Consider the following 23,062-nt stretch of genomic DNA (forward strand, 5'->3'; position numbering starts at 1 on the left):
CGCATCGCACCTGCATGATGCGTTTTCTTTCCGGGATTTCCGCGTGTGTCGCATGGCAGTGGGCGCTGCTGGCCTGCCTGTGCGGTACCCTTGTCGCCTGCAGTGAGGCGGAGCCGCCCAGCCAGTCGCCACAGGTCAAGGCAAAACCGGATCCTTACACCATCCGTTTTGTCACCATTAATAGCCCGGACACCTATTTTATTGATAGCCAGAATAATTACGCTGGCCTGGAATACGACCTGGCCAAACGGTTCGTGACCTTTCTGGGCCCACCTTACAAACTCGAAGTCATTGTGGTGGATACTTTCGACAAAGTATTTCCCACCCTGTTGCGAGGCGGGGCAGATATTGCGGCGGCAGATATCAGCATCACGGCTGCGCGCAAACGGCAAGTGCTGTTTGGCCCGGCCTTTCACCAGGTGCAGGCGATGGTGGTATATAACCGCGACCAGAATAGCGCCCCCACCAAAGCGGAAGCGTTGCTGGACAAGAGGATTGTCTTACCCAGAAGCACCAGTTTTGTAGAGAAAATGCGTGAATTACAGGCGCAAAACCCGAAACTGATCTGGCGGGAAACCGACAAGCTCAGCTCGGAGCAATTGATAGAAGCGGTGGCGCGCGACGAAATTGATTTCACCGTGGCAGACAACCACCTGCTGGCCATCATGCAATACCTGTATCCGCAACTGGATGCCGGCCTGATGCTAGGCCAGTCAGACAATATCGCCTGGGCGCTGAATAAACTTTCCGGTGAACACCGGTTGAAACAGGTACAGGCTTTTTTCAAAGCCATAGAAAAAGATGGCACGCTGCGCAATCTGCTGGATCGTTACTATGGTCACACCAAGCGATTGAAACAGATGGATGTGGCTACTTTCCTGAGCAAATCTCGCACCTTGCTACCGCAATATATCCGGCTATTTAAAGGCGCACAGGAAGTCACCGACATTGACTGGCGCCTGCTGGCGGCGCTCAGCTACCAGGAATCACACTGGGATAATTACAGCACCTCTCCCACTAATGTGCGCGGCCTGATGATGCTGACTGAACAAACCTCTAACATGATGAATGTCACTAACCGGCTGGATCCTAAACAAAGTATTATGGCCGGCGCTAAATTCCTGTTGTGGATGAAAGACCGTATCCCGGCAAGAATCCCCGAGCCTGACCGCACATTTATGGCACTGGCCGCTTACAACAACGGCGTAGGCCATCTGGAAGATGCACGCATCATTGCCCAGAGGCTGGGGCTAAACCCCGATAGCTGGGCCGATGTCAAACGGGGTTACCAACTGCTGAACGACCCGGCACACTATGTCACTGTGAAACATGGCTACTGTAGCTGCGGCGCACCGGTGATTTACACCGAGCTGGTGCGCAGTTATTACCAGATCATGCAGAAATATTTCCCTGCCTATGATCCCGGCCTGGACCCCTACAAGATTGCAGACACAAAAATGCCCTGGTTGTTAGCCAGGGCACCTCAGGCAACGTCCATGACTGGAACGACAGTCGCGCAGCTTGATTAAGCCGTCATCACCGTCTTGCCACCCATATAAGACTGCAATGCTTTAGGAATGCTGACGCTGCCATCCGCATTCTGGTTGTTTTCCAGAATCGCCACCAGCGTACGCCCGACGGCCAGGCCGGAACCGTTCAGGGTATGCAGCAACTCAGGTTTGCCATTAGCGTTACGGAAACGTGCCTGCAAGCGACGCGCTTGGAAGGCTTCGCAGTTAGACACTGAAGAAATTTCACGGTAGGTATCCTGCGCTGGTAACCAGACTTCCAGGTCATAGGTTTTAGCCGCACCAAAGCCCATATCACCAGTACATAACGACACCACACGGTAAGGCAGTTCCAGCGCCTGCAGGATAGCTTCGGCATGGCCAACCATCTCTTCCAGTGCCTGGTAACTGTTTTCCGGATACACAATCTGCACCATTTCCACTTTATCGAACTGGTGCTGGCGGATCATGCCCTTGGTATCTCGGCCATAAGAACCGGCCTCGGAACGGAAGCAAGGCGTATGCGCAGTCAATTTGATCGGCAAGCTGTCCAGTGCCACAATTTCGTCACGTACCGTGTTGGTCAGCGTCACTTCAGAAGTGGGAATCAGGTATAACTTGCTGTCATTATGTGGCGTGGCAAACAAGTCTTCTTCAAACTTCGGCAATTGACCTGTACCAACAAGGGTTTCGCGGTTAACCATATACGGCGTATAGCATTCGGTGTAACCATGCTTGTCGGTTTGCGTATCCAGCATGAACTGGGCAATTGCGCGGTGCAGCTTGGCGATCTGCCCTTTCATCAGGGTAAAGCGCGCACCTGAGAGCTTGGCCCCGGTATCAAAATCCAGGCCCAGTGGCGCACCAACATCGGCATGGTCCTTCACCTCAAAATCGAAACTGCGTGGTGTACCCCAGCGACGCACTTCCACGTTTTGTGCTTCATCCTGGCCCACTGGCACACTGTCATGCGGCAAGTTCGGCACATTCAGCATCAGCGCCTGCATATTGGCCTGAATCTCGTTCAATTGCGCTTCTGCGGCTTTCAGCTCGTCGCCCAAGCCAGCCACTTCCGCCAGAATCGCACTGGCATCCTCACCTTTGGATTTGGCAATGCCAATCTGCTTGGAAGCAGTATTACGTTTGGCCTGCAAGTTTTCGGTATTGGTCTGAACAGTCTTACGTTGTGCTTCCAGTGCCTTGAACTCATCAGCCGGGAAATCAAATTTACGCGCTTTCAGGCGCGCGACCACATTGTCCAAATCGTTTCTAAGTTGTTGTATATCCAGCATATATTCTTTCTTACTTAAAGTCCGCCGATAAACGCAGATACACGCCGATAAAAACATGAAGATCCGCATTCTCTTGAGTAAAAATCGGCGTGTATCTGCGTTCATCGGCGGTTTATTTGCTTTTGGCTTTTCTATCCAATTCTTTCAGGTGATTTAATTTTTCGCCTATTTTACCTTCCAATCCACGCGGTGTGGGCTGGTAAAACTGTGGCGGCACCAAATCATCAGGGAAGTATTGCGCGCCTGCCGCATACGCATCAGGTTCATTATGTGCATAGCGGTATTCTTTCCCGTAATCGAGCGCTTTCATCAGCTTGGTCGGCGCATTCCTGAGGTGCAGCGGCACTGACCGCGACTTGTCCTGCGCCACAAACGCTTTGGCCTGGTTATAGGCCATATAACCTGCATTGCTCTTGGCGGCCACGGACAGGTAAATCACGGCTTGTGCCAGCGCCAGCTCGCCTTCCGGGCTGCCCAGGCGTTCAAACGTCAACGCAGCATCATTGGCAATCTGCATGGCACGCGGGTCGGCCAGGCCGATATCTTCCCACGCCATGCGGATAATACGTCGCGCCAGGTACAAGGGATCCGCACCACCATCCAGCATGCGCGTCAGCCAGTACAAAGCTGCATCCGGATTGGAGCCGCGCACTGATTTATGCAGGGCGGAAATCTGATCGTAAAACGCTTCCCCTCCTTTATCAAACCGGCGCAGCTTGCTGGCCATGGTCGATTGCAAAAAGGCGTCATCAATCTCACTCATCCTGGCAGATAAAGCACCGTTAAACAGGCCTTCGGCAAAATTGAGCAAACGCCTGGCATCGCCATCGGCATAAGCTAATACCTGCTCCTTGACCGAGTCGGTGAGTTGCACGCTGGCAGCCACTTTCAGCCGAGCGCGCTCCAGCAATTCCGCCAGTTCCTCTTCAGTCAGCGCATTGAGCACGAATACCTGCGCACGGCTTAACAAGGCGCTATTGACTTCGAATGAAGGGTTTTCCGTAGTGGCGCCAATAAAGGTAATCAAGCCGCTTTCAACAAACGGCAGGAAAGCATCCTGCTGGCCTTTGTTAAAACGGTGCACTTCGTCCACAAACAGAATGGTATTGCGGCCGGTTTGCTGCAGGGTCAACTCTGCCCGTTCCACGGCTTCGCGGATATCCTTAATGCCAGACAACACCGCAGACAATGGCACAAACTCGGCATCTGCGGTGTGTGCAATCAGACGCGCCAGCGTCGTTTTACCAACGCCGGGCGGCCCCCATAAAATCATGGAAGGTAATTTGCCGGATTCAAACGCACGCCGCAAAGGTTTTCCTTCCCCGAGCAGATGCGTCTGGCCGACGACTTCATCCAGTATTTTAGGGCGCAGTTGTTCCGCCAGCGGGACGGAAGACGGCGTTTGTGGCTCAAACAATGAAGACATAGCGGCAACAGTCGTGAGCGGCTTACTCACCGACGACGTCCACTCCTTGGGGAATCTTGAACAGGAACTGGGATGTCTGCAATGACGGGTTGACTTCCACATTGGAGAACACAATGTGCGTACTCTGGCTGAACGCATCCACCAGGCGCATTTCGGCCAGCTTGCCATGATCGAAGGAAATCACCACCACCTGGAAGCCGCTGTCTTTCTGTTTGGGCTTGGCCTGTACACGCTGCATGCCGTCAAAATCCCCCAGGCGCGACAACTGGAAGCTTTCTTCCACATTCGAGCCGCCTGCCAGCAAAGCAGCCGGACTGGTGCCCAGCACCTTGTCAACGGCCCGCACGCTCACTTGCTGCAAATCAACATCAAACAAAAACACCTGGCGCCCGTCACTGATAATCTGCTGCTCGTAAGGCTTGTGATAATCCCAGCGGAATTTGTTGGGCCGCTGCAACAGCATGGTGCCATCCACTTCCTGCAACTTGCTGCCTTTCTGGTCAAACACGGTCTGCTTGAAATTCGCGCGCATGGATTGCGTGCTTTGGTAAAAATGCTTCAAATCGTCCACACCATCGGCATGAGCCAATGACACAGCCAGCAGGCTTGCATACCATAGCGCATGCATGAACCAGCGCTTACTCATGCTCACCTCCGGCCTTGACCAGCACTTCACGGTTACCATTGCTTTGCATGGCCGAGACCAGTCCTGCACGTTCCATATCTTCTATCAATCTTGCCGCCCTGTTATAACCAATCCGTAATTGACGTTGTACCGAGGAGATGGATGCACGACGGGTTTTCAGCACAATCGCCACCGCCTCATCATACAGCGGGTCTTTTTCACCACCGCCATCCTCACCGCCTGACATGCCATCAAGGTCGCCTCCTTCGGTCTCATTGGTCAGAATGCCTTCAATATAATTCGGTTCCCCTTGCGCTTTGAGGAAGTTGACCACATTGTGCACTTCGCCATCGCTGACGAATGCACCGTGGATACGTTGCGGATAGCCGCTACCTGGCGGCAAATACAACATATCGCCTTGGCCGAGCAGGGTTTCGGCACCCATCTGGTCCAGGATAGTGCGGGAGTCTATCTTGCTGGAAACCTGAAATGCCACGCGTGTGGGCACGTTGGCTTTGATCAGGCCGGTAATCACATCGACAGAAGGGCGTTGTGTCGCCAGGACCAGGTGGATACCGGACGCACGCGCCTTTTGCGCCAGTCGTGCAATCAACTCTTCCACCTTCTTGCCCACCACCATCATCAGGTCGGCCAGTTCATCGATGACGACGACAATCAATGGCATTTCATCCAGTGGCTCCGGTTCATCCGGGGTCAGGCTGAATGGGTGCGGAATCGGTGTACCCTGTTTTTTCGCCTCCTGGATCTTCTGGTTGTAGCCCGCCAGGTTACGTACGCCTAAGGTGGACATCAGCTTATAACGGCGCTCCATTTCGGCCACACACCAGTTCAAGGCATTGGCTGCCTGGCGCATATCGGTCACCACCGGCGCCAGCAAATGCGGAATGCCTTCATACACCGATAATTCCAGCATTTTCGGGTCAATCAGGATCATACGCACCCGGCTGGCTTCAGACTTGTACAGCAGGCTCAGAATCAGCGCGTTAATCGCAACAGACTTACCGGAACCCGTAGTACCTGCCACCAGCACATGCGGCATTTTGGCCAGGTCAGCGACAATAGGCTTACCGGCAATATCTTTACCCATGGCAATCGCCAGTGGGGAATTCAGGTCGGCATACGCCTGGCTGCCCATGATTTCGGACAAGGACACAATCTGGCGCTTGGGATTAGGAATCTCCAGACCCATATAACTTTTGCCGGGAATGGTTTCCACCACGCGCACGCTGATCACGGACAAGGCACGTGCCAAATCCTTGGCCAGGTTGGTGATCTGGCTGCCTTTGACGCCAGGCGCGGGATCCAGCTCGTAACGCGTAATCACCGGGCCAGGTTGCGCAGTCACCACTTTGACCTCAATGCCAAAGTCCATCAGCTTGCGCTCAATCAGGCGCGAAGTGAAATCCAGTGTTTCGGCTGACTGCAGCTCAACCGACTGGTTAGGTGCGTCCAGCAAATGCAAGGGCGGCAGCCCTTCCTGCGTAATCACTTCAAACAGCACCGCCTGTTTTTCCTTGACCACGCGCTCGCTGGGCTCAATCACAATTTCAGGCACGGTAATTTCTACCGGTTTGCGGTCTTCAATGCGTTTACGCTCGGCTTCGACAAATTCTTCACGCGCCTGTAATACCTGGCGGCCGACCTGGCGGTCCTGAAAATCCTGGTATTTCAGCAAACTCCACTGGTAAAGGCGAATCACCCCTTCCCCTAATTGCTCGCTCATACTGATCAGCGACCAGCCGGTAAACAGGCTGAACGCCGTGGCGAACAACACCAGCAACAGCATAGTGGAGCCGGCAAACCCGAACATATTGCGCAACAGGTGGTCAATACCGCTGCCAATCACGCCCCCCTGTTTTAAAGGGAAATCTGCCGGAAAATTCACCAGATGACCGGATTCCAGCGCGGCAGAGGCCAGCAATAACAATGCAAAACCGACGCCGTTCAGCCACCAGTCCTGCTTTTCGGCAGCATCCAGATGCAGGCGCTGGTACATCAGCCAGACAAAGTAAAAGGCCAGGATGACAAACCACCAGGAAGAAAAGCCAAACAGGGAAAGCAGCACATCGGCAATCCATGCCCCCACCACACCGCCCGCATTATGTACAATACCGTTTTCACCGATGGCATGGGTCCAGCCCGGGTCCTCATGCGAGTAAGACACCAGGATAACCGCCAGAAATACACCCAGCGCGGCCAGTGCGATCCACGTGACTTCGCGTACCAGTTTGGCGTCTTTTAACTGCTTTTCGGTAGACTCTCTTTCCAAACGGGCATTGGATATACTTTTTTTATTAAAAAACAATGCGTTATCTCTTTCTTTACGCAAATGAACTTAAATGATTATAACAAAATCAAATTGCAGACAGGCATTCTAGCTTTTAAAATAGCTTTACCCACAATAAGGAGACCGCCATGGATATTGGTATCAATAACGAAGATCGTCATCAAATTGCAGAAGGTTTATCAAAACTGCTGGCGGATACATATACCTTGTATCTGAAAACCCACTACTTCCACTGGAATGTCACCGGTCCGATGTTCAACACCTTGCACCTGATGTTTGAAACACAATATACCGAGCTGGCACTGGCGGTAGACCTGGTTGCCGAACGTATCCGCTCGCTGGGTGTGTATGCGCCGGGCACGTATGCCCAGTTTTCCAAACTGACCTCAATTGACGAAACCGTGGATGTGCCCAAAGCCAATGACATGATTCGCGAACTGGTGGCCGGCCATGAGGCCGTTTGCCGTACTGCGCGTAGCGTGTTCCCGGCAGCAGAAAAAGCGGACGATGAAGCGACAGCAGACTTGCTGACCCAACGCTTGCAGTTACATGAAAAAACCGCATGGATGTTACGTAGTTTATTGGAGAAATAAACTACGCATGCGGTTTTTCGGTGCAGGCTAACATCGATACAATCAATGTTAAGCGAAGCGGCCGAAACCAAAAGACTGCCTGGATGCTGCGTAGCCTGCTTGAGAAGTAATTCCAGGCAGTCTTTCAGTACAGGCTAACCTTCAGGTTATGCCGAAACTAAAAACCGTATGGGTGCTGAGAAACCTGATGGAATAATAAGCGTTACCAGTACCTCTCTAAACGCAGTCATTTAAAAACAAATCCGGGGATGACACCTTGTAACAGGTAGGTTCATCCCCATTTTATTGAACATCACTTATTCACCAAGAAAGATAAAGTATGGCTACCAAGCATGCCCGTTTAATGATCCTGGGTTCCGGCCCTGCCGGTTACACCGCAGCTGTGTATGCGGCACGCGCCAACCTGAACCCGGTGCTGATTACCGGCCTGGCGCAAGGTGGCCAGTTGATGACCACCACCGAAGTGGATAACTGGCCGGCCGATGCCATGGGTGTGATGGGGCCGGAATTGATGGCGCGCTTTCAGCAGCATGCCGAGCGTTTCAATACCGAAATGATTTTCGACCATATCCACACCACCCACCTGAAAGAAAAACCGATTCGTTTGGTGGGTGATAACGGGGAATATACCTGTGATGCCCTGATTATCGCTACGGGTGCTTCGGCCAAATACCTGGGCCTGCCGAGTGAAGAAGCCTTTGCGGGTAAAGGCGTCTCCGCCTGTGCCACTTGCGACGGCTTTTTCTATCGTAACCAGGAGGTCGCCGTCATTGGTGGCGGGAATACCGCCGTGGAAGAAACCCTGTATCTGGCCAATATCGCCAGCAAGGTGACGCTGGTGCACCGCCGGGATAAATTCAAGGCCGAAGCGATTCTGGTCGACAAACTCATGGAGCGTGTCAAGGAAGGCAAAGTGGTACTGGAAACTTTCCATACGCTGGACGAAGTATTGGGCGATAACACCGGTGTCACAGGCATGCGCGTGAAAGACGTGAATTCCGGCAATACCAAGGATATTCCGCTCAAAGGCGTGTTTATTGCGATTGGCCACCAGCCGAATACACAAATCTTTGAAGGCCAGCTCGATATGGAGGGCGGCTATATCATCACGCAAACCGGTCGCCAGGGTAACTTTACCGCGACCAATATCCCCGGCGTGTTTGCGGCGGGTGACGTGCAGGACCATATTTACCGCCAGGCAGTGACGAGTGCTGGTACCGGTTGTATGGCCGCACTGGATGCCGAGCGCTACCTGACCAACCTGGAATAAGGTTGGATTGAAGAAAAAGCGCGCCCGGATGAATAAAGTCGGGGTGCGCTTTTTTCTTTTAGAATATAGTCTTGAGTGAATACAATATCGCCATGGCCAACGACTTGCCCAACACAGAGGATGACGACGATATTCAGCTGTTCCATGAAGCAGTCAAGGGCGCTCGTCCGGTCGAAGCCAAGCGTATCCTGCATGCGCCGAAAAAACCCAAACCGATTCCGCGTCAGCTGATACGGGATGAGCAACAGGCACTCGTCGATTCGTTAAGCGACCACTATATTCCTGCACACGAACTGGAGAGTGGTGAAGAGCTGTTGTACCTGCGCGATGGCCAATCGCCGCTGGTACTCAGTAAATTGCGCCGCGGCCATTGGGTGGTGCAAGCCCATATAGATTTGCATGGCCTGGTCAGCGATGAAGCCCGTTTATATGTTTCCGAGTTTATTGCTGACTGCAAAAAGCGTGGCTTACGCTGCATCAGGATAGTGCACGGCAAAGGATTAGGTTCCAGAAACAAAGAACCAGTCCTCAAGCATAAGTTGCGCAACTGGCTGATGCAAAAAGATGAAGTGATTGCCTATGCCCAGGCACGAACCAATGATGGCGGCAGCGGTGCCGTGATTGTGCTGCTTAAAGCATAAACGCGATATCTTCACAGATATCGCGTTTTCCAGATGATTAAGATTACAGGTAACTGCCGGTAAATTACCAATAACGACGTGAATGCTGTGGCCCGCGCCCTTGCATGGCAACCGGGCGGTAAACTGCGGGCATCGGTTGCGCCAGCACGTAATGTTGCGGATTCACCTGCACGGCCACATCCATGAAGGCCCCTGGATTCCTGTCCATCACAGTGCTGTACTGACGCCCCTGGTATTCGTAGTTCACTACATAACCGGTCGTGACAGTTTGCCACTGGTCTACCGTCACGCATTGCTGAACCGGACGGTTCACAATGCGCTCGCGACCGTAAGTATTCTGATTGCCCACCCGGTCGCCAACCACAGCGCCCAGACCAGCACCAACAGCCGCAGCGACAATCCGGCCACTGCCTTTGCCTATGGTACTCCCCAGCAAACCACCCGCTACCCCACCCACAATCGCACCGGTATTGGAGTGTGCGGGTTCATAAACACTTTCACGTACATAGTCGGTCCGGCATTCCTGGCGTGGCTGATTGATACTCTGTACTTGCGGGCTCACGGACAGCACCCTGGCCCGGTCAATGATTTGATCGGCAGCCGCCATCTGGCTCGCCGTCATCAGTACAACACTCAATCCTATCAGTTTACGCATTTGTTTCTCCTCTCAACACATCCTGCCTGATGCAGTCATTTCCATAACGTGCATTCAATCATGTGGGAGGACTGCCAGATGTATCCGGTTGCGCATAATTTTGTATCTGCGCAGATACAGGCTGCGCCGTTACTGGCCGCTGTTTGCCAGTTTAAGCAATTCAGCTCTCTGCTGAATTTCAATCATGCCGCGCCCCATATGCAGCCAGCCTTTCTGCTCCAGCCGTTTTAGCTGGCGACTGACCACTTCGCGGGCAGTGCCCAGTTCATCGGCGATCTGCTGATGCGTACGTTGAATCGTGTTGCTTCCCATATCCAGCAGGCATTTTGCCAGCCGCGCATCCAGCGTCTGGAAGGCAACCTCATCCAGCAGCACAATCAGGTCGCTGATCAGGGCACCATAGTTCTGCATCACATACTGCCTGAATACCGGCGAATCAATCATGAGCCTCTGGAAAATGGCATCGGGAATAATGACATCCTGGATTTCTTCTTCCACGATAGTAGAGGCCGGATACTGGCTATTGCCCAGCAGGCAGGTCGTGGTAATGACACAGGTTTCACCGGCGCTGACGCGATACAGCACAATTTCGCGGCCACTGGCCGACATTTTGTACACGCGTGACCGGCCTTTCAGGCGCAACACGTAACCACCACAGTGATCCCCTTCCTGGTAACCTATCGTGCCTGTCGGCGCTTCCACAATGCGCGCAAACTGCATGACTAGCTTTTTAGCGGGTTCCTCCAGCGCTTCCAGTTCAGGAAACAGGCTGATCCATGAAAGTGACTGCATCTCCGGTCCTTTTTATCATTTATCCCTGTACGCTGCCACAGAACGTACCATGACATAGTTTTATGCGATAAACTTTATCATACTTGAAGCGCAAGCCTCTATCACACAGATCATTTCAGGTTCATTCCTAATTGGGTTCCCGTGAATGTTCGTCCCGTGTTAGCTGGTTTATGATTCAAACAATGACTTCATCACATATAAAAACAAATGATCAATATAGGGGCAACATGCAAACACCTGATATTGCAGCGGATATTTTTGATCAACTGAGAGCGTCTGCCGATCAGGCCAGCAGCCTGATGAAGGTGATGGCTAATAGTGACCGGTTAATGCTGCTATGCCAACTCTCCCAGGGTGAGAAATCCGTCAGCGAACTGGAAAGCAGCCTGAATTTACGGCAGCCAAGCCTGTCACAGCAATTAACTGTTTTACGCGAAGCACAACTGGTCACCACCCGCCGCGAAGGCAAAAATGTGTTTTACAGCATCAGCAGTCCAGCCGCACTGGCCGTGATTCAGGTCTTACACCGGGAGTTTTGCCAAAAAGCAGTCAATGCCCATTTGAAACGTGCTTAGGAGCTACCATGGAAATCAAACCGATAGACCAGCGTTTCAGTATCGCTGGCCAACTGAACGAAGCTGACCTGGAGGCCATTGCCAGTCAGGGATTCAGGCTGGTGATTAATTTTCGCCCGGATGGTGAAGGTGGCGACATGCAGCCTACCAGCGCCGCACTGGCAGCCAGGGCGCAGCCGCTCGGCCTGGCCTATGCCTACATTCCGGTGGCACCTAACCAGGTTCAACCGGCACATATAGCACAGATACGCACATTGCTGGCGCAGCATCCCGGCCCGATACTCGGCTTTTGCCGTACTGGCAATCGCGCCAGTAATGTTTACCAGCAGGCCGTCCAGTCTGACGCATGAATAAACCGGACTGTTGTCCGCCAGCTGCCGCAAAGTGAGGGGAAAGAAGACCTGCGCTCACATCTGCCCCACTGGCCAGAACGTTAATATTGATCTCACTTTTTAGGGAATCCGACATTATGAGCAATTCATCTTTCGAAGTTGTCATTGTAGGTGGTGGCAGTGCCGGTTGCGCCATTGCAGCCAGCCTGAAAAAACGTGCACCCGCACTGAAAATCGCCATTATCGAGCCTTCGGACCAACATTATTACCAGCCCGCCTGGACACTGGTAGGCGCCGGGGAATTTGATGTCAACAAAACCATGCGGCCAATGGCAGACTGCATTCCCGCAGGGGTCACCTGGCTACAGGCTGGTGCCACTGAATTCCAGCCAGCCCAGAAACAAGTGCTGACCGACAAACTGGGGGCGATTCAATACCAGCAACTGGTGGTTGCTACCGGCCTGAAACTGAACTGGGCAGGCATCAAGGGCTTGACCGACACGCTGGGGAAAAACGGCGTCACCTCGAACTACAGGGTTGACCTGGCGCCATACACCTGGCAACTGGTGCAGCAACTGCAATCGGGCGAGGCGCTGTTTACCCAGCCCGGCATGCCGATCAAATGCGCCGGCGCACCGCAGAAAGCCCTGTATCTTTCCTGCGCGGAATGGATGGGCAAAGGCCGGCTGGGCAAGATCAAGGCCTCGTTTTACACGGCCACGCCCAGCCTGTTTGGCGTGAAAGAATATGTAGAACCACTGATGCAATACATGCGCCGTTACCAGGTAGACCTCAACCTGAATAGCAATCTGGTTGAAGTGGATGGTCCCGGCAAGACCGCCTGGTTTGAAGTCAAAGACGCGGAGGGAAATACTTCCCGCATCAGCAAGCCATTTGACTTGCTGCACGTCGTACCGCCACAAACCGCACTGGAAGTGGTAAAGCAGAGCCCGCTCGCCAATGCAGGCGGCTGGGTAGAAGTCGACCAGCATAGTTTGCAGCATGTACGCTACCCGGAAATTTTCGGCGTCGGCGATTGCACCAGTACCCCTAACGCAAAAACAGCCGCGGCTGCGCGCAAACAAGTGGTGATCGCCGCAGAGAACCTGCTGGCGCAACGTGCCGGACAGGCATTACCGTCACGCTACGATGGGTATGGTTCCTGCCCGTTAACGGTAGAGAAAGGCAAAATCATCCTGGCAGAATTCGGCTATGGCGGCAAAATCGTGCCAACCTTCCCCTGGGATTCGACCAAACCGCGCCGTTCAGCCTGGTGGCTCAAGAAATATCTCCTGCCCTGGCTGTACTGGAACCTGATGCTGAAAGGCCGGGAGTGGCTGGCACGCTGCGGTGCCTGCGGCTAATAGCCACTGGCAAACTATTCCGCCGCCAGGAGATCCTGCAGCCAGCGCAAGGTCAATACCACACCAAAACCATTGACCTCGCTGGAGACTGCACCCAGACCATCCTTATGTGCATAAGCAGATAAATCCACATGGCACCATGGCATGTCGCCTTCAATGAATTTGCCCAGAAAGCGTGCCGCAATGATATGGTCGGCATCACTTTCCATGGTGCATTGCTTGATATCGGCAATGTCACTATCCAGTTCGCTGTCGTAATCTCCGGCATAAGGAAAAGCTACCACACGCTCGCCACTGGCCGTGCCAGCCGCTATCATCTGCCCGGTCAGTGCCTGCGAATTTGCCACAATGCCGCTCATGCGCGTGCCTAGTGCCGTCTGCATGCTGCCTGTAAGGGTGGCATAATCCAGTATCACATCCGGCTTTTCACGACTGGCCAGTGTCAAGGTATCTGCCAGCACCATGCGCCCTTCGGCATCGGTATGCACAATCTCAATAGTCATACCGTTCAGGGCCGTCACTACATCATTCTGTTTGTATGCCAGCGGCCCGATATGGTTTTGCGCAATGGCCAGCCAGCAATCAACGTTCACAGGTAATTGTTGTGCCCTGACGGCTTGTAACACACCAACGGCAACCGCACTGCCATTCATGTCTTGATGCATGCCCTGCATATATTTGGCCGACTTCAGGTTATGGCCGCCAGTGTCAAAGCAAATGCCTTTACCAACCAGTGCAATGGTTTTCCGTGCCTGCGGATGGCGATAAGACAGCTTCACAATGGCTGCATCCTGCGGCTCTGAGCCTTGCGCCACTGCGGCAAAAGCGCCTGCACCCATCGCCTTGAGTTGCTTGAAATCCCATTCCGTATGCTGCCAGCCCTGCTCTGTGGCCAGTGCCTGCAACCGCTGACGGTAAAGCAACGGTGTCTGCTGGTTCGGTGGCGTCAAGGTCAGCGTACGGCATAAGGTATTGCCGGCAATCGCTGCCTCCACTTCTGCCACCCATGCCAAACGGGCGACTCCGAATACACCAATCTCTGTCAGGGCAGTTTGTCTTACGTCCCGTTTAAGCGCCGGCAATGGCTGGGCATTAACCGCGGTGACATAAGCCGCCTGCCTGGCAATCTGGTCAATCTTGCCCTGCCCGTGAACCGCAATAGCCAACCGGCTGGGTCGCTCCTCCAGCAAAGGTTTGACGGCCTGCCTGAGCAAGGCCTGCTGCTCAAATGCTGATTGTGAATTTTTAAGCTGTATGATGCTGACCAGCGCGCCTTCTACCAGTTCTAAAGTCAGCGGTTTGCCCGCAATGTCTTGCAACGTACGCTGGCTGCGCTTCAGCCTGTTTTCCAGGATGGACTGGAATGGTATGGCAGCGGGCAAGGCATCAACAAATACCAGTAATACATGCTGCGAGAAATCCAGCATGGAGGATGTATTTAACTCGGGATAATGGGTCCAGTTGATCGGCATACAGTCAGAAAACACTCTTCTATAAAATATCAAATAAACGTAGCAAATACCTGTAGTTAGGCAGGGTTAATTCATGCAAAACTTGACCAGAACCAGCAAAAAAGAGACACTTACGGCTGATTGAAAGGTTGGCCTTCCCCACACGGGGGAATGCCCAACGTGATACCATTAAAACAATAGTACACAATGTCGGAATCCCTTCTTGGTAATCTAACATTTGCTCAACTCTAAGAATTGCTCAACTCTAGGCATCACATTTTGCGCTAGATTATACGCATAGCGACTTAAAACTCGGAGAATCCTCACGCATGGCAACGCATTCGCAAGCACACCTCAATGAAACTGATGCACAAGAAACCCAGGAGTGGTTAGAAGCGCTCAGTGCTGTCATTGAGAATGAAGGGCCAGAACGTGCCCACTTCCTGCTGGAAGCAATGATTGACCAGGCCCGCCGTTCCGGTGGCCACTTGCCTTACAAAGCAACCACTGCTTATGTGAACACCATTCCAACACACCTGCAGGCCAAACTGCCGGGCGACCCGGAGATGGAACGCCGCATCCGCGCGCTGATCCGCTGGAACTCGATCATGACGGTACTGCGTGCGAATGAAAAATCACCAGGCATTGGTGGCCATATCGCCAGCTTCCAGTCGGCAGCCACTTTGTATGACGTGGGCTTTAACCACTTTTTCCGCGCAGCCAACGAAAGCTTTGGCGGCGACTGTATCTATTTCCAGGGCCACTCCTCGCCAGGCGTGTACGCACGTGCCTTCCTGGAAGGCCGTATTTCGGAAGAACAAATGGACAACTTCCGCCAGGAAACCGGCGGCAATGGCCTCTCCAGCTACCCACACCCCTGGTTGATGCCTGATTTCTGGCAATTCCCGACCGTATCCATGGGCCTGGGCCCCTTGGCCGGTATCTACCAGGCACGTTTCCTCAAATACCTGCACAACCGTGGCATTGCCGATACGGCTGACCGCAAGGTATGGGTCTTCTGTGGCGATGGCGAGATGGATGAGCCGGAATCTCAAGGTGCGATTTCACTGGCCGCCCGTGAAGGTCTGGATAACCTGATTTTCGTCATCAACTGTAATCTGCAGCGCCTGGATGGCCCGGTACGTGGCAACGGCAAGATTATCCAGGAACTGGAATCCAACTTCCGCGGTGCGGGCTGGAACGCGATCAAGGTCATCTGGGGTTCTTACTGGGATCCATTGCTGGCCATGGATAAAGACGGTTTGCTGCGTAAACGCATGGAGGAATGCGTGGATGGCGAATACCAGAACTTCAAGCAAAAAGGTGGCGCGTACACGCGTGAAAACTTCTTCGGCAAATATCCTGAGTTGCGTGAAATGGTGGCAGCGATGTCCGATGCCGACATCTGGCGCCTGAACCGTGGCGGTCATGACCCACATAAAGTATTCTCTGCCTATCACGCTGCGGTGACCCACAAAGGCCAGCCGACTGTGATCCTGGCCAAAACCGTCAAGGGTTACGGCATGGGTGACGCGGGTGAAGGCCAGAACACGACTCACCAGCAGAAAAGCATGGACATGGATTCACTGAAAGCTTTCCGTGACCGCTTTGACCTGCCATTGACTGATGAACAGGTAGAAAACCTGTCTTACTACCGTCCGGCTGAAGACAGCCCGGAAATCAAGTATATGATGGAACGCCGTTCCGCTTTGGGTGGCTTTGTTCCTAGCCGCCGCCGTAAAGGTAACGAGCTGACCGTGCCTGAACTGTCTGCATTTGAAAATATGCTGGGCGCCACCGGTGAGCGTGAAATTTCCACCACCATGGCATTTGTGCGTATTCTGTCTACCCTGGTACGTGACAAGCAAGTTGGCAAATACGTAGTGCCTATCGTGCCTGATGAAGCACGTACCTTCGGTATGGAAGGCATGTTCCGTCAATTGGGCATCTATTCATCCGTAGGCCAGCTGTACGAGCCACAAGATTCTGACCAGGTGATGTTCTACAAGGAATCCCAGAGCGGCCAGATCCTCGAAGAAGGCATTAACGAAGCCGGTTCCTTCGCCAGCTGGCTGGCGGCGGCGACGTCTTATAGCGTGACCGGCACGCAGATGATTCCGTTCTACATCTATTACTCGATGTTCGGTTTCCAGCGTATTGGTGACTTTGCCTGGGCCGCTGGCGACAGCCGTGCACGTGGTTTCCTGCTGGGTGCCACCGCTGGCCGTACCACATTGAATGGTGAAGGTTTACAGCACGAAGATGGCCATAGCCACCTGATGTCCGCAACGATTCCGAACTGTGTATCTTATGACCCGACCTTTGCTTACGAGCTGGCCGTGATTATCCAGGAAGGCATGCGCCGCATGGTGCAGAACCAGGAAGATGTGTATTACTACATCACCCTGATGAACGAAAACTACAGCCACCCGGCCATGCCAGAAGGTAGTGCTGAAGGCATCCTCAAAGGCATGTACAGTTTCAGCAAATCCAAAGTCAAAGGCCCTAAAGTACAACTGATGGGCTCCGGCGTGATCCTGCGCGAGGTGATTGCGGCGGCCGAGTTGCTGGAAAAAGACTGGGGCGTGTCTGCCGATGTATGGAGCGTCACCAGCTTTACCGAACTGCGTCGCGAGGGTATTGATGCCGAGCGTCACAATCTGTTGCATCCGGAAGCCAAACCGAAGCTGAGCTACGTGGAAGAGTCCCTGAAAAAGGCCGAAGGCCCGGTGATTGCATCTACAGACTATATGCGCAGCTTTGCTGACCAGATCCGTCCGTTCGTGCCTAACAAGTTTATCGCCCTGGGAACAGATGGCTATGGTCGTTCCGACTCACGCGAAGCACTGCGCAGCTTCTTTGAAGTTGACCGCTACTACGTAGTCCTGGCGGCATTGAAAGCGCTAGCGGACGAAGGCAAATTGCCGGCAGCAAAAGCAAGCGAAGCAATCAAAAAATATAATATCGACGTTAAGCGCGCCAACCCGGCGACGATTTAAGTCACGACATAAGGAACATACACAATATGTCTATCAAAGAAGTACTGGTGCCGGATATCGGCAACTTTGACAGCGTCGACGTCATCGAAGTCCTGGTCAGCGTGGGTGACACCGTCGCCAAAGAGGATTCACTGATTACTGTAGAGTCTGATAAGGCCTCCATGGATATTCCCTCCTCGCTGGCTGGTGTGGTCAAGGAAATCCACATTAAAGTCGGCGACAAAACCCAACAGGGTGCACTGATCCTGACCCTGGATACCGCGGCCGAAGCAGCACCGGCTGAAAAAGTAGCCCCACAACCCACAGCGACACCGGTCGTGGCCACTGTGACTGTTGATGAAGCAAAAGTTGCCGTTCCCGAGCCAACACGCCCTGTTGCCGAAGTGCCACAAGTCATCCAGCCACAGGCCACACCTAACCCGGTCGCGGCCAGCAGCGTTGGTAGCAGCGGCAAGCTGGCGCACGCCAGCCCTTCTGTACGCAAGTTTGCGCGTGAACTGGGAGTGAACCTGTCACTGGTGAAAGCCAGCGGTCCCAAGAACCGTATCCTGCAAGCTGACGTACAAGCTTATGTCAAAGGCGAATTGTCCAAACCACGCTCTGAAAATATGGGCGTGGGTAGCGGCTTAAGCACCCTGCCGATGCCGGTGATTGATTTCAGCCAGTTTGGCGGTATCGAAACCAAGCCGCTGTCTCGTATCAAGAAATTGTCTGGTGCCAACCTGCACCGTAACTGGGTCACGGCGCCGCATGTCACCCAGTTTGATGAAGCCGACATTACAGACCTGGAAGATTTCCGCAAGTCCATGCTGGCCGAGGCGGAAAAACGTGGCGTGAAGCTGACATTGCTGGCCTTCCTGATGAAAGCCGTGGTCAACGCACTGCGCACCTACCCCAACTTCAATGCCTCACTATCCCCGGAAGGCGACAGCCTGATCCTGAAACAGTATTACCATATCGGCTTTGCCTGCGATACGCCGGACGGCCTGGTGGTGCCTGTGGTACGTGACGTGAACCAGAAAGACGTGATGGATATCGCGCGTGACCTGGCTGACCTCTCTGCCAAGGCCCGCGAGCGCAAGTTGAAGGTCGAGGAAATGCAAGGCGGCTGCTTTACCATTTCCAGCCTGGGCGGCATCGGTGGCACCATGTTCACACCTATCATCAACTGCCCTGAAGTCGCGATTCTGGGTGTCTCACGTGCGGCGATGCAGCCAGTCTATAACAAAGAGACCAATGGCTTTGACCCACGCCTGATTATGCCGCTGTCACTCTCCTACGATCACCGCGTGATCGATGGTGCCGACGGTGCGCGATTCACCAGCCATCTGCGTGTGATGTTGAGCGATGTCAGACGCTTATTGCTGTAATCGTTGGGTACATTCAGGGTATAAACAAAAGGCGCTTAGCGCCTTTTGTTTTTTAGCAGCCCTGCAGCAGAACAACAGATATGCCTGCGTTTTAAAACAATGTTAACTGAGCACGCGCTGGCTTCTGCTGCCAATCTTCCGGTACTTTAAACAAATCGGTACGGAAACCCAACCGCTCTCCTGACATACCCAGTTTCTGGCAACTTCGTTTAAAGCGATTCGCCAGTAAGTCCGCAAAAATGCCTTCGCCGCGCATGCGCCTACCGAAATCACTTTGGTAAGCCTTGCCGCCACGGCTTTGTTTTATCAGGCTCATCACATGGCTGGCTTTGAGCGGAAAGTACTGTTGTAGCCAGTCTTCAAACAGGCCGTTTAACTCATGCGGCAGGCGCAGGAAAACATAGCCTGCTTTCCTGGCGCCTGCCTGGCAGGCCTGCGCCAGGATCTGCTCCATATCACAATCGGTCAATGCCGGGATCACAGGGGCGACCATGACGCCGGTGGGAATACCGGCTGCACTGAGCTTGCGTAGCGTTTCAAAGCGTCGTTCCGGCGCGGCAGCGCGTGGTTCCAGCCGACGTGCGATCTGCCTGTCCAGCGTGGTGATACTGAGGTAAATACTGGCCAGGCCTTTGGCGGCCATGGGCGCAATCAGGTCAATGTCACGTTCTACCAATGAAGATTTGGTCACCAGGCTGAATGGATGATTGGCTTCACTCAATACCTGGATAATCTGGCGCGTCAGTTGGTATTGACGTTCTATAGGCTGGTAGCCATCAGTATTCATGCCTAATGCAATGGGGGCACATTTGTAATTGGGGTGCGCCAGTTCTTTTTTCAGCAACGCAACCGCATCGGCTTTCATCAGCAAGCGGGATTCAAAATCCAGCCCGGGCGACATACCGAGATAAGCATGCGTAGGACGCGCATAACAGTAGATACAACCATGTTCGCATCCCCGGTAAGGGTTCAGGGTGCGGTCAAACGGTAAATCAGGCGACCGGATATAATTGATGACAGATTTGGCCGCATCCAGCATGACTTCAGTCCGCAAAGGGGGAGCCTCATCATCCAGACTGCCCCAGCCATCATCCAGCACTTCCCGGGTATGCGGGTCAAAGCGGCTGGCCTGATTACTGCCGGCTGCGCGCCCTTTATAGACAAGAGGTTTTTCATTCATCACACTATTCCTGAAAAGAGGCCTCTGACAAACTGTGATTTGTTGTTGCTTTTAACCTGCCAAAACCTTTAAATAGATTGAATAATCAAAGAATTAATGCTTTTCCGAAATCCACTGGCAAGCCAGTGCGCTCCAGTAAGGCAGTGATTGTAGCGCCAGCATGGAAACCCACAACTGCGCATCCAGGTTGCTGAACCCGCGCGAATACAGCATGGCAGCGCTGCACAGCAACAGGGAAACCAGGATCAGCAACTCTTCCTTGATGGGAGCAACCAATTGCCAGTTGCTGAGTTTGGCTTTGGTCTTGTTGGTCACTACGAAGACACCGGCCTTATGCGTCAGGCCGGAAATAATGCCTCTGGCAATGGCGTGAGAAAGGCCCAGGCTGGCCAGCGAAGCGCCAAAAATATCCATCCAGCTGCAATGCATGGTTTTACGGTAAAGCACCGGCCCCAGCACTGCTTTGATCGCCAGGAAGCATAAGATAGGCACAATCATCACCACCACCGGCAGGCTGAAATGCTTGGGGAAAGCCAGCATGGCAATGGTCCAGCAGATTGAACCTATGGTGAATATCAGTTGCAGGGCTTCACCAAACCAGCCGAACCAGCCGGTCAGGAAGTGGTAACGCTGACTGAAGTCCAGCGTCGATTTTCCCACCAGTTTAGGCATATGATGCTTGAGAATCTGCATGGCACCGAAGGCCCAGCGGTTGCGCTGTGACTTGAGCGCCTTGAAGTTGGCAGGTGTCAGGCCCCGGCCAAAGGTTTCATCAATGTAGCGCAGCTCCATATTATTTTCGAGCAGGCGCAGACCGAGCTCGGTATCTTCACAAATACACCATTCAGACCAGCCGCCCAGTGTTTGCAGGGAGTCGCGGCGAATCAGTGTCATGGTACCGTGCTGAATCAGCGCGTTACGCTCATGGCGGTGATGCATGCCGATGCGGAAAAAGCCTTCAAACTCCCAGTTGCACATACGTTGAAAGAAGTGGTTTTCCCACTCGCGGTGCGCCTGTGGCGCCTGTACCACGGCCACTTGCGGCTCCAGGAAATGCGGCACCAGATCGGACAGCCAGTCCGGTGTGACGACATAATCGGCATCCACCACACCAACCACTTGGGCATCGGGATGGGTCTTGTCCAGTGCAAAATTCAGCGCACCGGCTTTAAAGCCTGGCCAGGAAGGCAAATGGTAGAAATGGAAGTGATCCGGCATGGTCGCCATATAGGTTTCAATCGGCTTCCATTTGGCTTCATCCTTGGTGTTGTTATCCACCACAATGACTTCATAACGCGTGTAATCCAGCTTGCGCAAACTATCAATGGTGGCAATTACCATTTCCGGCGGTTCGTTATAACAGGCCAGATGGATGGACACGAACAGCTCTTCATTGGCCGGTAAAGGTGTGGCGCGCTTGAACAGGCGGCGCCATTGCGGCTTGAACATCACTTCGCTGAACTCGGCCGCATAAATCATCAGAACCATGGACGTCAGGGCGATGCCGAGGATCAGGCCAACCAGCACGACGAAATCGCGCAAGGTGTAGTAATAATCGCCTGGCAGGTTCCACGCAATGGTCAGTGTGGTGATACAGGCCTGGAACAGGATGGCCATGGACAGCACACCGCCGATACCCCAGTGCTTGAAGCGCCAGGCAATGAACATCAGTGGCACAAATGCAAGCACCGTAGACCAGCTGGCCTTGGCAATCCAGCGCGTATTGGGTGGTACCGCGCCTTGCAGGGAATATTTCTGGTGACGGTCAGCGTTATACATGCCCCAGTAAGCGCCCGCCCACCCTTCCAGCGCCACTTTCCATGGCTGGTCAAAGGCTTCCATCAGGTAAAAATCCAGGTCCTCAATGGCATTACGCGCCAGGAACTCGCGGATAAAACGTGCCTGATTCACTTCACTGGCAACCGAAGCGCCTATGGTCGGCCCGCGGCTGGGCCAGCCCACTTCGGTAATGACGATTTTCTTGCGCGGATATGCCTGCATCAACTGGTTGTAGCGGTCTATGGTATATTGCACGGCTTTTTCCACTGGTACGCCTTCGTGGTATGGCAACAAATGTACGGCAATATAATCCACGTGCTTGACCAGTTCCGGATGTTTGAGCCAGACGTGCCAGGGTTCAGCGGTAGACACCGGCACCCGGCTATGCTCCCTGACAAAATCAAGGTAACCGATCAGGGACTGCACAGGCAAGTCATTACGCAACAACGATTCGTTACCCACAATCACGCGGTCGATATTGTTATAGTTCGCCAGCTTTTCCAGCAATGCCGAGATTTCGCGCGTGTTTTTCGCCACATCCGTATCAATCCAGGCACCGGCGATGACACTCATATTGCGCCTGGCCGCCAGTGGAATCGTCTCATTCAGGTCCAGCGAGGAATACATCCGGATATGACGCGTATGCTTATGCATCAAATCCAGGTCCTCCGCCAGCTCGGCAGTACTTGGATGCTTACCTTCCAGCGGGCTCTGGTTACCACGATAGCCGGTATAGGCAAAGCCGTTCACTGTCGGCTTTACGTTGATAAGTGGCAAGGCACGGTTGGTCAGGGCCCACAAGCCGAAATGCAGGGCAGAAAACAGAATGGCAAACACCAAACCGGGAATCAGTCTTTTAAACCAGGACAGGATCACTTCTCACACTTTCATTGATGATGCAT

At 53.4% G+C, this 23,062-nt stretch carries 18 protein-coding genes; 9 read left to right on the plus strand and 9 right to left on the minus strand.

The window, feature by feature from the left end:
* The first annotated feature begins 17 nt into the window (after window positions 1-17).
* Entirely contained in the window at window positions 18-1,529 is a 1,512-nt protein-coding gene (gene mltF / locus BLP53_RS05640; RefSeq protein WP_091471175.1) for a membrane-bound lytic murein transglycosylase MltF, read from the plus strand.
* Here mltF and serS read toward each other — a convergent pair.
* The 4 genes from serS to BLP53_RS05660 form a co-directional block, all read right to left on the minus strand.
* Window positions 1,526-2,800, minus strand: a complete 1,275-nt coding sequence (serS, locus tag BLP53_RS05645) for a serine--tRNA ligase (RefSeq protein ID WP_091471176.1) — start codon at window positions 2,798-2,800, stop codon at window positions 1,526-1,528. The genes mltF and serS overlap by 4 nt on opposite strands.
* A 112-nt stretch (window positions 2,801-2,912) precedes the next feature.
* The gene (locus BLP53_RS05650) at window positions 2,913-4,226 is read right to left on the minus strand and encodes a replication-associated recombination protein A (protein ID WP_091471177.1); all 1,314 of its coding nucleotides are present in this window, start codon (window positions 4,224-4,226) and stop codon (window positions 2,913-2,915) included.
* 22 nt (window positions 4,227-4,248) lie between these two features.
* Entirely contained in the window at window positions 4,249-4,872 is a 624-nt protein-coding gene (gene lolA / locus BLP53_RS05655; protein WP_091471178.1) for an outer membrane lipoprotein periplasmic chaperone LolA, read from the minus strand.
* The gene (locus tag BLP53_RS05660) at window positions 4,865-7,177 is read right to left on the minus strand and encodes a DNA translocase FtsK (RefSeq protein WP_091471179.1); all 2,313 of its coding nucleotides are present in this window, start codon (window positions 7,175-7,177) and stop codon (window positions 4,865-4,867) included. Before BLP53_RS05660 ends, lolA begins: the two co-directional genes overlap by 8 nt.
* A 110-nt stretch (window positions 7,178-7,287) precedes the next feature.
* Between BLP53_RS05660 and BLP53_RS05665 the strand changes: the two genes are divergently transcribed.
* The 3 genes from BLP53_RS05665 to BLP53_RS05675 all read left to right on the plus strand — a co-directional run bounded on the left by BLP53_RS05665 (window position 7,288) and on the right by BLP53_RS05675 (window position 9,663).
* Complete coding sequence (locus tag BLP53_RS05665; protein ID WP_091471180.1) at window positions 7,288-7,752, plus strand: Dps family protein; 465 nt, start codon at window positions 7,288-7,290, stop codon at window positions 7,750-7,752.
* A gap of 319 nt (window positions 7,753-8,071) precedes the next feature.
* A complete protein-coding gene (trxB, locus tag BLP53_RS05670; RefSeq protein WP_091471181.1) occupies window positions 8,072-9,022 on the plus strand; it encodes a thioredoxin-disulfide reductase in 951 nt (316 codons plus the stop codon).
* Between the two features lie 92 nt (window positions 9,023-9,114).
* Entirely contained in the window at window positions 9,115-9,663 is a 549-nt protein-coding gene (locus BLP53_RS05675) for a Smr/MutS family protein (RefSeq protein WP_091471182.1), read from the plus strand.
* 64 nt (window positions 9,664-9,727) lie between these two features.
* Here the strand turns inward: BLP53_RS05675 and BLP53_RS05680 are convergent, their stop codons facing one another.
* Window positions 9,728-10,318, minus strand: coding sequence for a glycine zipper 2TM domain-containing protein (locus tag BLP53_RS05680; RefSeq protein ID WP_091471183.1), 591 nt, complete (start codon window positions 10,316-10,318; stop codon window positions 9,728-9,730).
* Between the two features lie 129 nt (window positions 10,319-10,447).
* Window positions 10,448-11,110: a Crp/Fnr family transcriptional regulator gene (locus tag BLP53_RS05685; RefSeq protein WP_091471184.1), complete on the minus strand. Its 663-nt coding sequence runs from the start codon at window positions 11,108-11,110 to the stop codon at window positions 10,448-10,450.
* A 227-nt stretch (window positions 11,111-11,337) separates the two neighbouring features.
* On the opposite strand from BLP53_RS05685, the gene BLP53_RS05690 reads away from it, so the two are divergent.
* The 3 genes from BLP53_RS05690 (at window position 11,338) to BLP53_RS05700 (ending at window position 13,381) form a co-directional block, all read left to right on the plus strand.
* Window positions 11,338-11,685 (plus strand): ArsR/SmtB family transcription factor, encoded by a 348-nt coding sequence (locus tag BLP53_RS05690; RefSeq protein ID WP_091471185.1) that lies wholly within the window; start codon window positions 11,338-11,340, stop codon window positions 11,683-11,685.
* Between the two features lie 8 nt (window positions 11,686-11,693).
* Window positions 11,694-12,035, plus strand: a complete 342-nt coding sequence (locus BLP53_RS05695; protein WP_091471186.1) for a protein tyrosine phosphatase family protein — start codon at window positions 11,694-11,696, stop codon at window positions 12,033-12,035.
* A gap of 119 nt (window positions 12,036-12,154) precedes the next feature.
* The gene (locus BLP53_RS05700; protein ID WP_091471187.1) at window positions 12,155-13,381 is read left to right on the plus strand and encodes an NAD(P)/FAD-dependent oxidoreductase; all 1,227 of its coding nucleotides are present in this window, start codon (window positions 12,155-12,157) and stop codon (window positions 13,379-13,381) included.
* A gap of 14 nt (window positions 13,382-13,395) precedes the next feature.
* Here BLP53_RS05700 and BLP53_RS05705 read toward each other — a convergent pair whose 3' ends face one another.
* Complete coding sequence (locus BLP53_RS05705; protein ID WP_091471188.1) at window positions 13,396-14,853, minus strand: M17 family metallopeptidase; 1,458 nt, start codon at window positions 14,851-14,853, stop codon at window positions 13,396-13,398.
* A 308-nt stretch (window positions 14,854-15,161) separates the two neighbouring features.
* On the opposite strand from BLP53_RS05705, the gene aceE reads away from it, so the two are divergent.
* Complete coding sequence (aceE, locus tag BLP53_RS05710; RefSeq protein WP_091471189.1) at window positions 15,162-17,831, plus strand: pyruvate dehydrogenase (acetyl-transferring), homodimeric type; 2,670 nt, start codon at window positions 15,162-15,164, stop codon at window positions 17,829-17,831.
* A 26-nt stretch (window positions 17,832-17,857) separates the two neighbouring features.
* Window positions 17,858-19,201: a dihydrolipoyllysine-residue acetyltransferase gene (gene aceF / locus BLP53_RS05715; protein ID WP_091471190.1), complete on the plus strand. Its 1,344-nt coding sequence runs from the start codon at window positions 17,858-17,860 to the stop codon at window positions 19,199-19,201.
* 91 nt (window positions 19,202-19,292) lie between these two features.
* Here aceF and BLP53_RS05720 read toward each other — a convergent pair whose 3' ends face one another.
* Together BLP53_RS05720 and BLP53_RS05725 are read right to left on the minus strand one after the other, a co-directional pair.
* Window positions 19,293-20,381: a PA0069 family radical SAM protein gene (locus BLP53_RS05720; protein ID WP_091471191.1), complete on the minus strand. Its 1,089-nt coding sequence runs from the start codon at window positions 20,379-20,381 to the stop codon at window positions 19,293-19,295.
* Between the two features lie 93 nt (window positions 20,382-20,474).
* The gene (locus tag BLP53_RS05725; protein ID WP_091471192.1) at window positions 20,475-23,036 is read right to left on the minus strand and encodes a glycosyltransferase; all 2,562 of its coding nucleotides are present in this window, start codon (window positions 23,034-23,036) and stop codon (window positions 20,475-20,477) included.
* Window positions 23,037-23,062: the final 26 nt, after the last annotated feature.

The sequence above is a fragment of the Methylophilus rhizosphaerae genome (assembly GCF_900100975.1).
Classification (GTDB): Bacteria; Pseudomonadota; Gammaproteobacteria; order Burkholderiales; family Methylophilaceae; genus Methylophilus; species Methylophilus rhizosphaerae.

Bases quoted from the DNA above. Each gene is read 5' to 3' on its own strand.
- mltF (WP_091471175.1), top strand. From the start codon at position 18: ATGCGTTTTCTTTCCGGGATTTCCGCGTGTGTCGCATGGCAGTGGGCG.
- serS (WP_091471176.1), bottom strand. From the start codon at position 2,800: ATGCTGGATATACAACAACTTAGAAACGATTTGGACAATGTGGTCGCG.
- BLP53_RS05650 (WP_091471177.1), bottom strand. From the start codon at position 4,226: ATGTCTTCATTGTTTGAGCCACAAACGCCGTCTTCCGTCCCGCTGGCG.
- lolA (WP_091471178.1), bottom strand. From the start codon at position 4,872: ATGAGTAAGCGCTGGTTCATGCATGCGCTATGGTATGCAAGCCTGCTG.
- BLP53_RS05665 (WP_091471180.1), top strand. From the start codon at position 7,288: ATGGATATTGGTATCAATAACGAAGATCGTCATCAAATTGCAGAAGGT.
- trxB (WP_091471181.1), top strand. From the start codon at position 8,072: ATGGCTACCAAGCATGCCCGTTTAATGATCCTGGGTTCCGGCCCTGCC.
- BLP53_RS05675 (WP_091471182.1), top strand. From the start codon at position 9,115: ATGGCCAACGACTTGCCCAACACAGAGGATGACGACGATATTCAGCTG.
- BLP53_RS05680 (WP_091471183.1), bottom strand. From the start codon at position 10,318: ATGCGTAAACTGATAGGATTGAGTGTTGTACTGATGACGGCGAGCCAG.
- BLP53_RS05685 (WP_091471184.1), bottom strand. From the start codon at position 11,110: ATGCAGTCACTTTCATGGATCAGCCTGTTTCCTGAACTGGAAGCGCTG.
- BLP53_RS05690 (WP_091471185.1), top strand. From the start codon at position 11,338: ATGCAAACACCTGATATTGCAGCGGATATTTTTGATCAACTGAGAGCG.
- BLP53_RS05695 (WP_091471186.1), top strand. From the start codon at position 11,694: ATGGAAATCAAACCGATAGACCAGCGTTTCAGTATCGCTGGCCAACTG.
- BLP53_RS05700 (WP_091471187.1), top strand. From the start codon at position 12,155: ATGAGCAATTCATCTTTCGAAGTTGTCATTGTAGGTGGTGGCAGTGCC.
- BLP53_RS05705 (WP_091471188.1), bottom strand. From the start codon at position 14,853: ATGCCGATCAACTGGACCCATTATCCCGAGTTAAATACATCCTCCATG.
- aceE (WP_091471189.1), top strand. From the start codon at position 15,162: ATGGCAACGCATTCGCAAGCACACCTCAATGAAACTGATGCACAAGAA.
- aceF (WP_091471190.1), top strand. From the start codon at position 17,858: ATGTCTATCAAAGAAGTACTGGTGCCGGATATCGGCAACTTTGACAGC.
- BLP53_RS05720 (WP_091471191.1), bottom strand. From the start codon at position 20,381: ATGAATGAAAAACCTCTTGTCTATAAAGGGCGCGCAGCCGGCAGTAAT.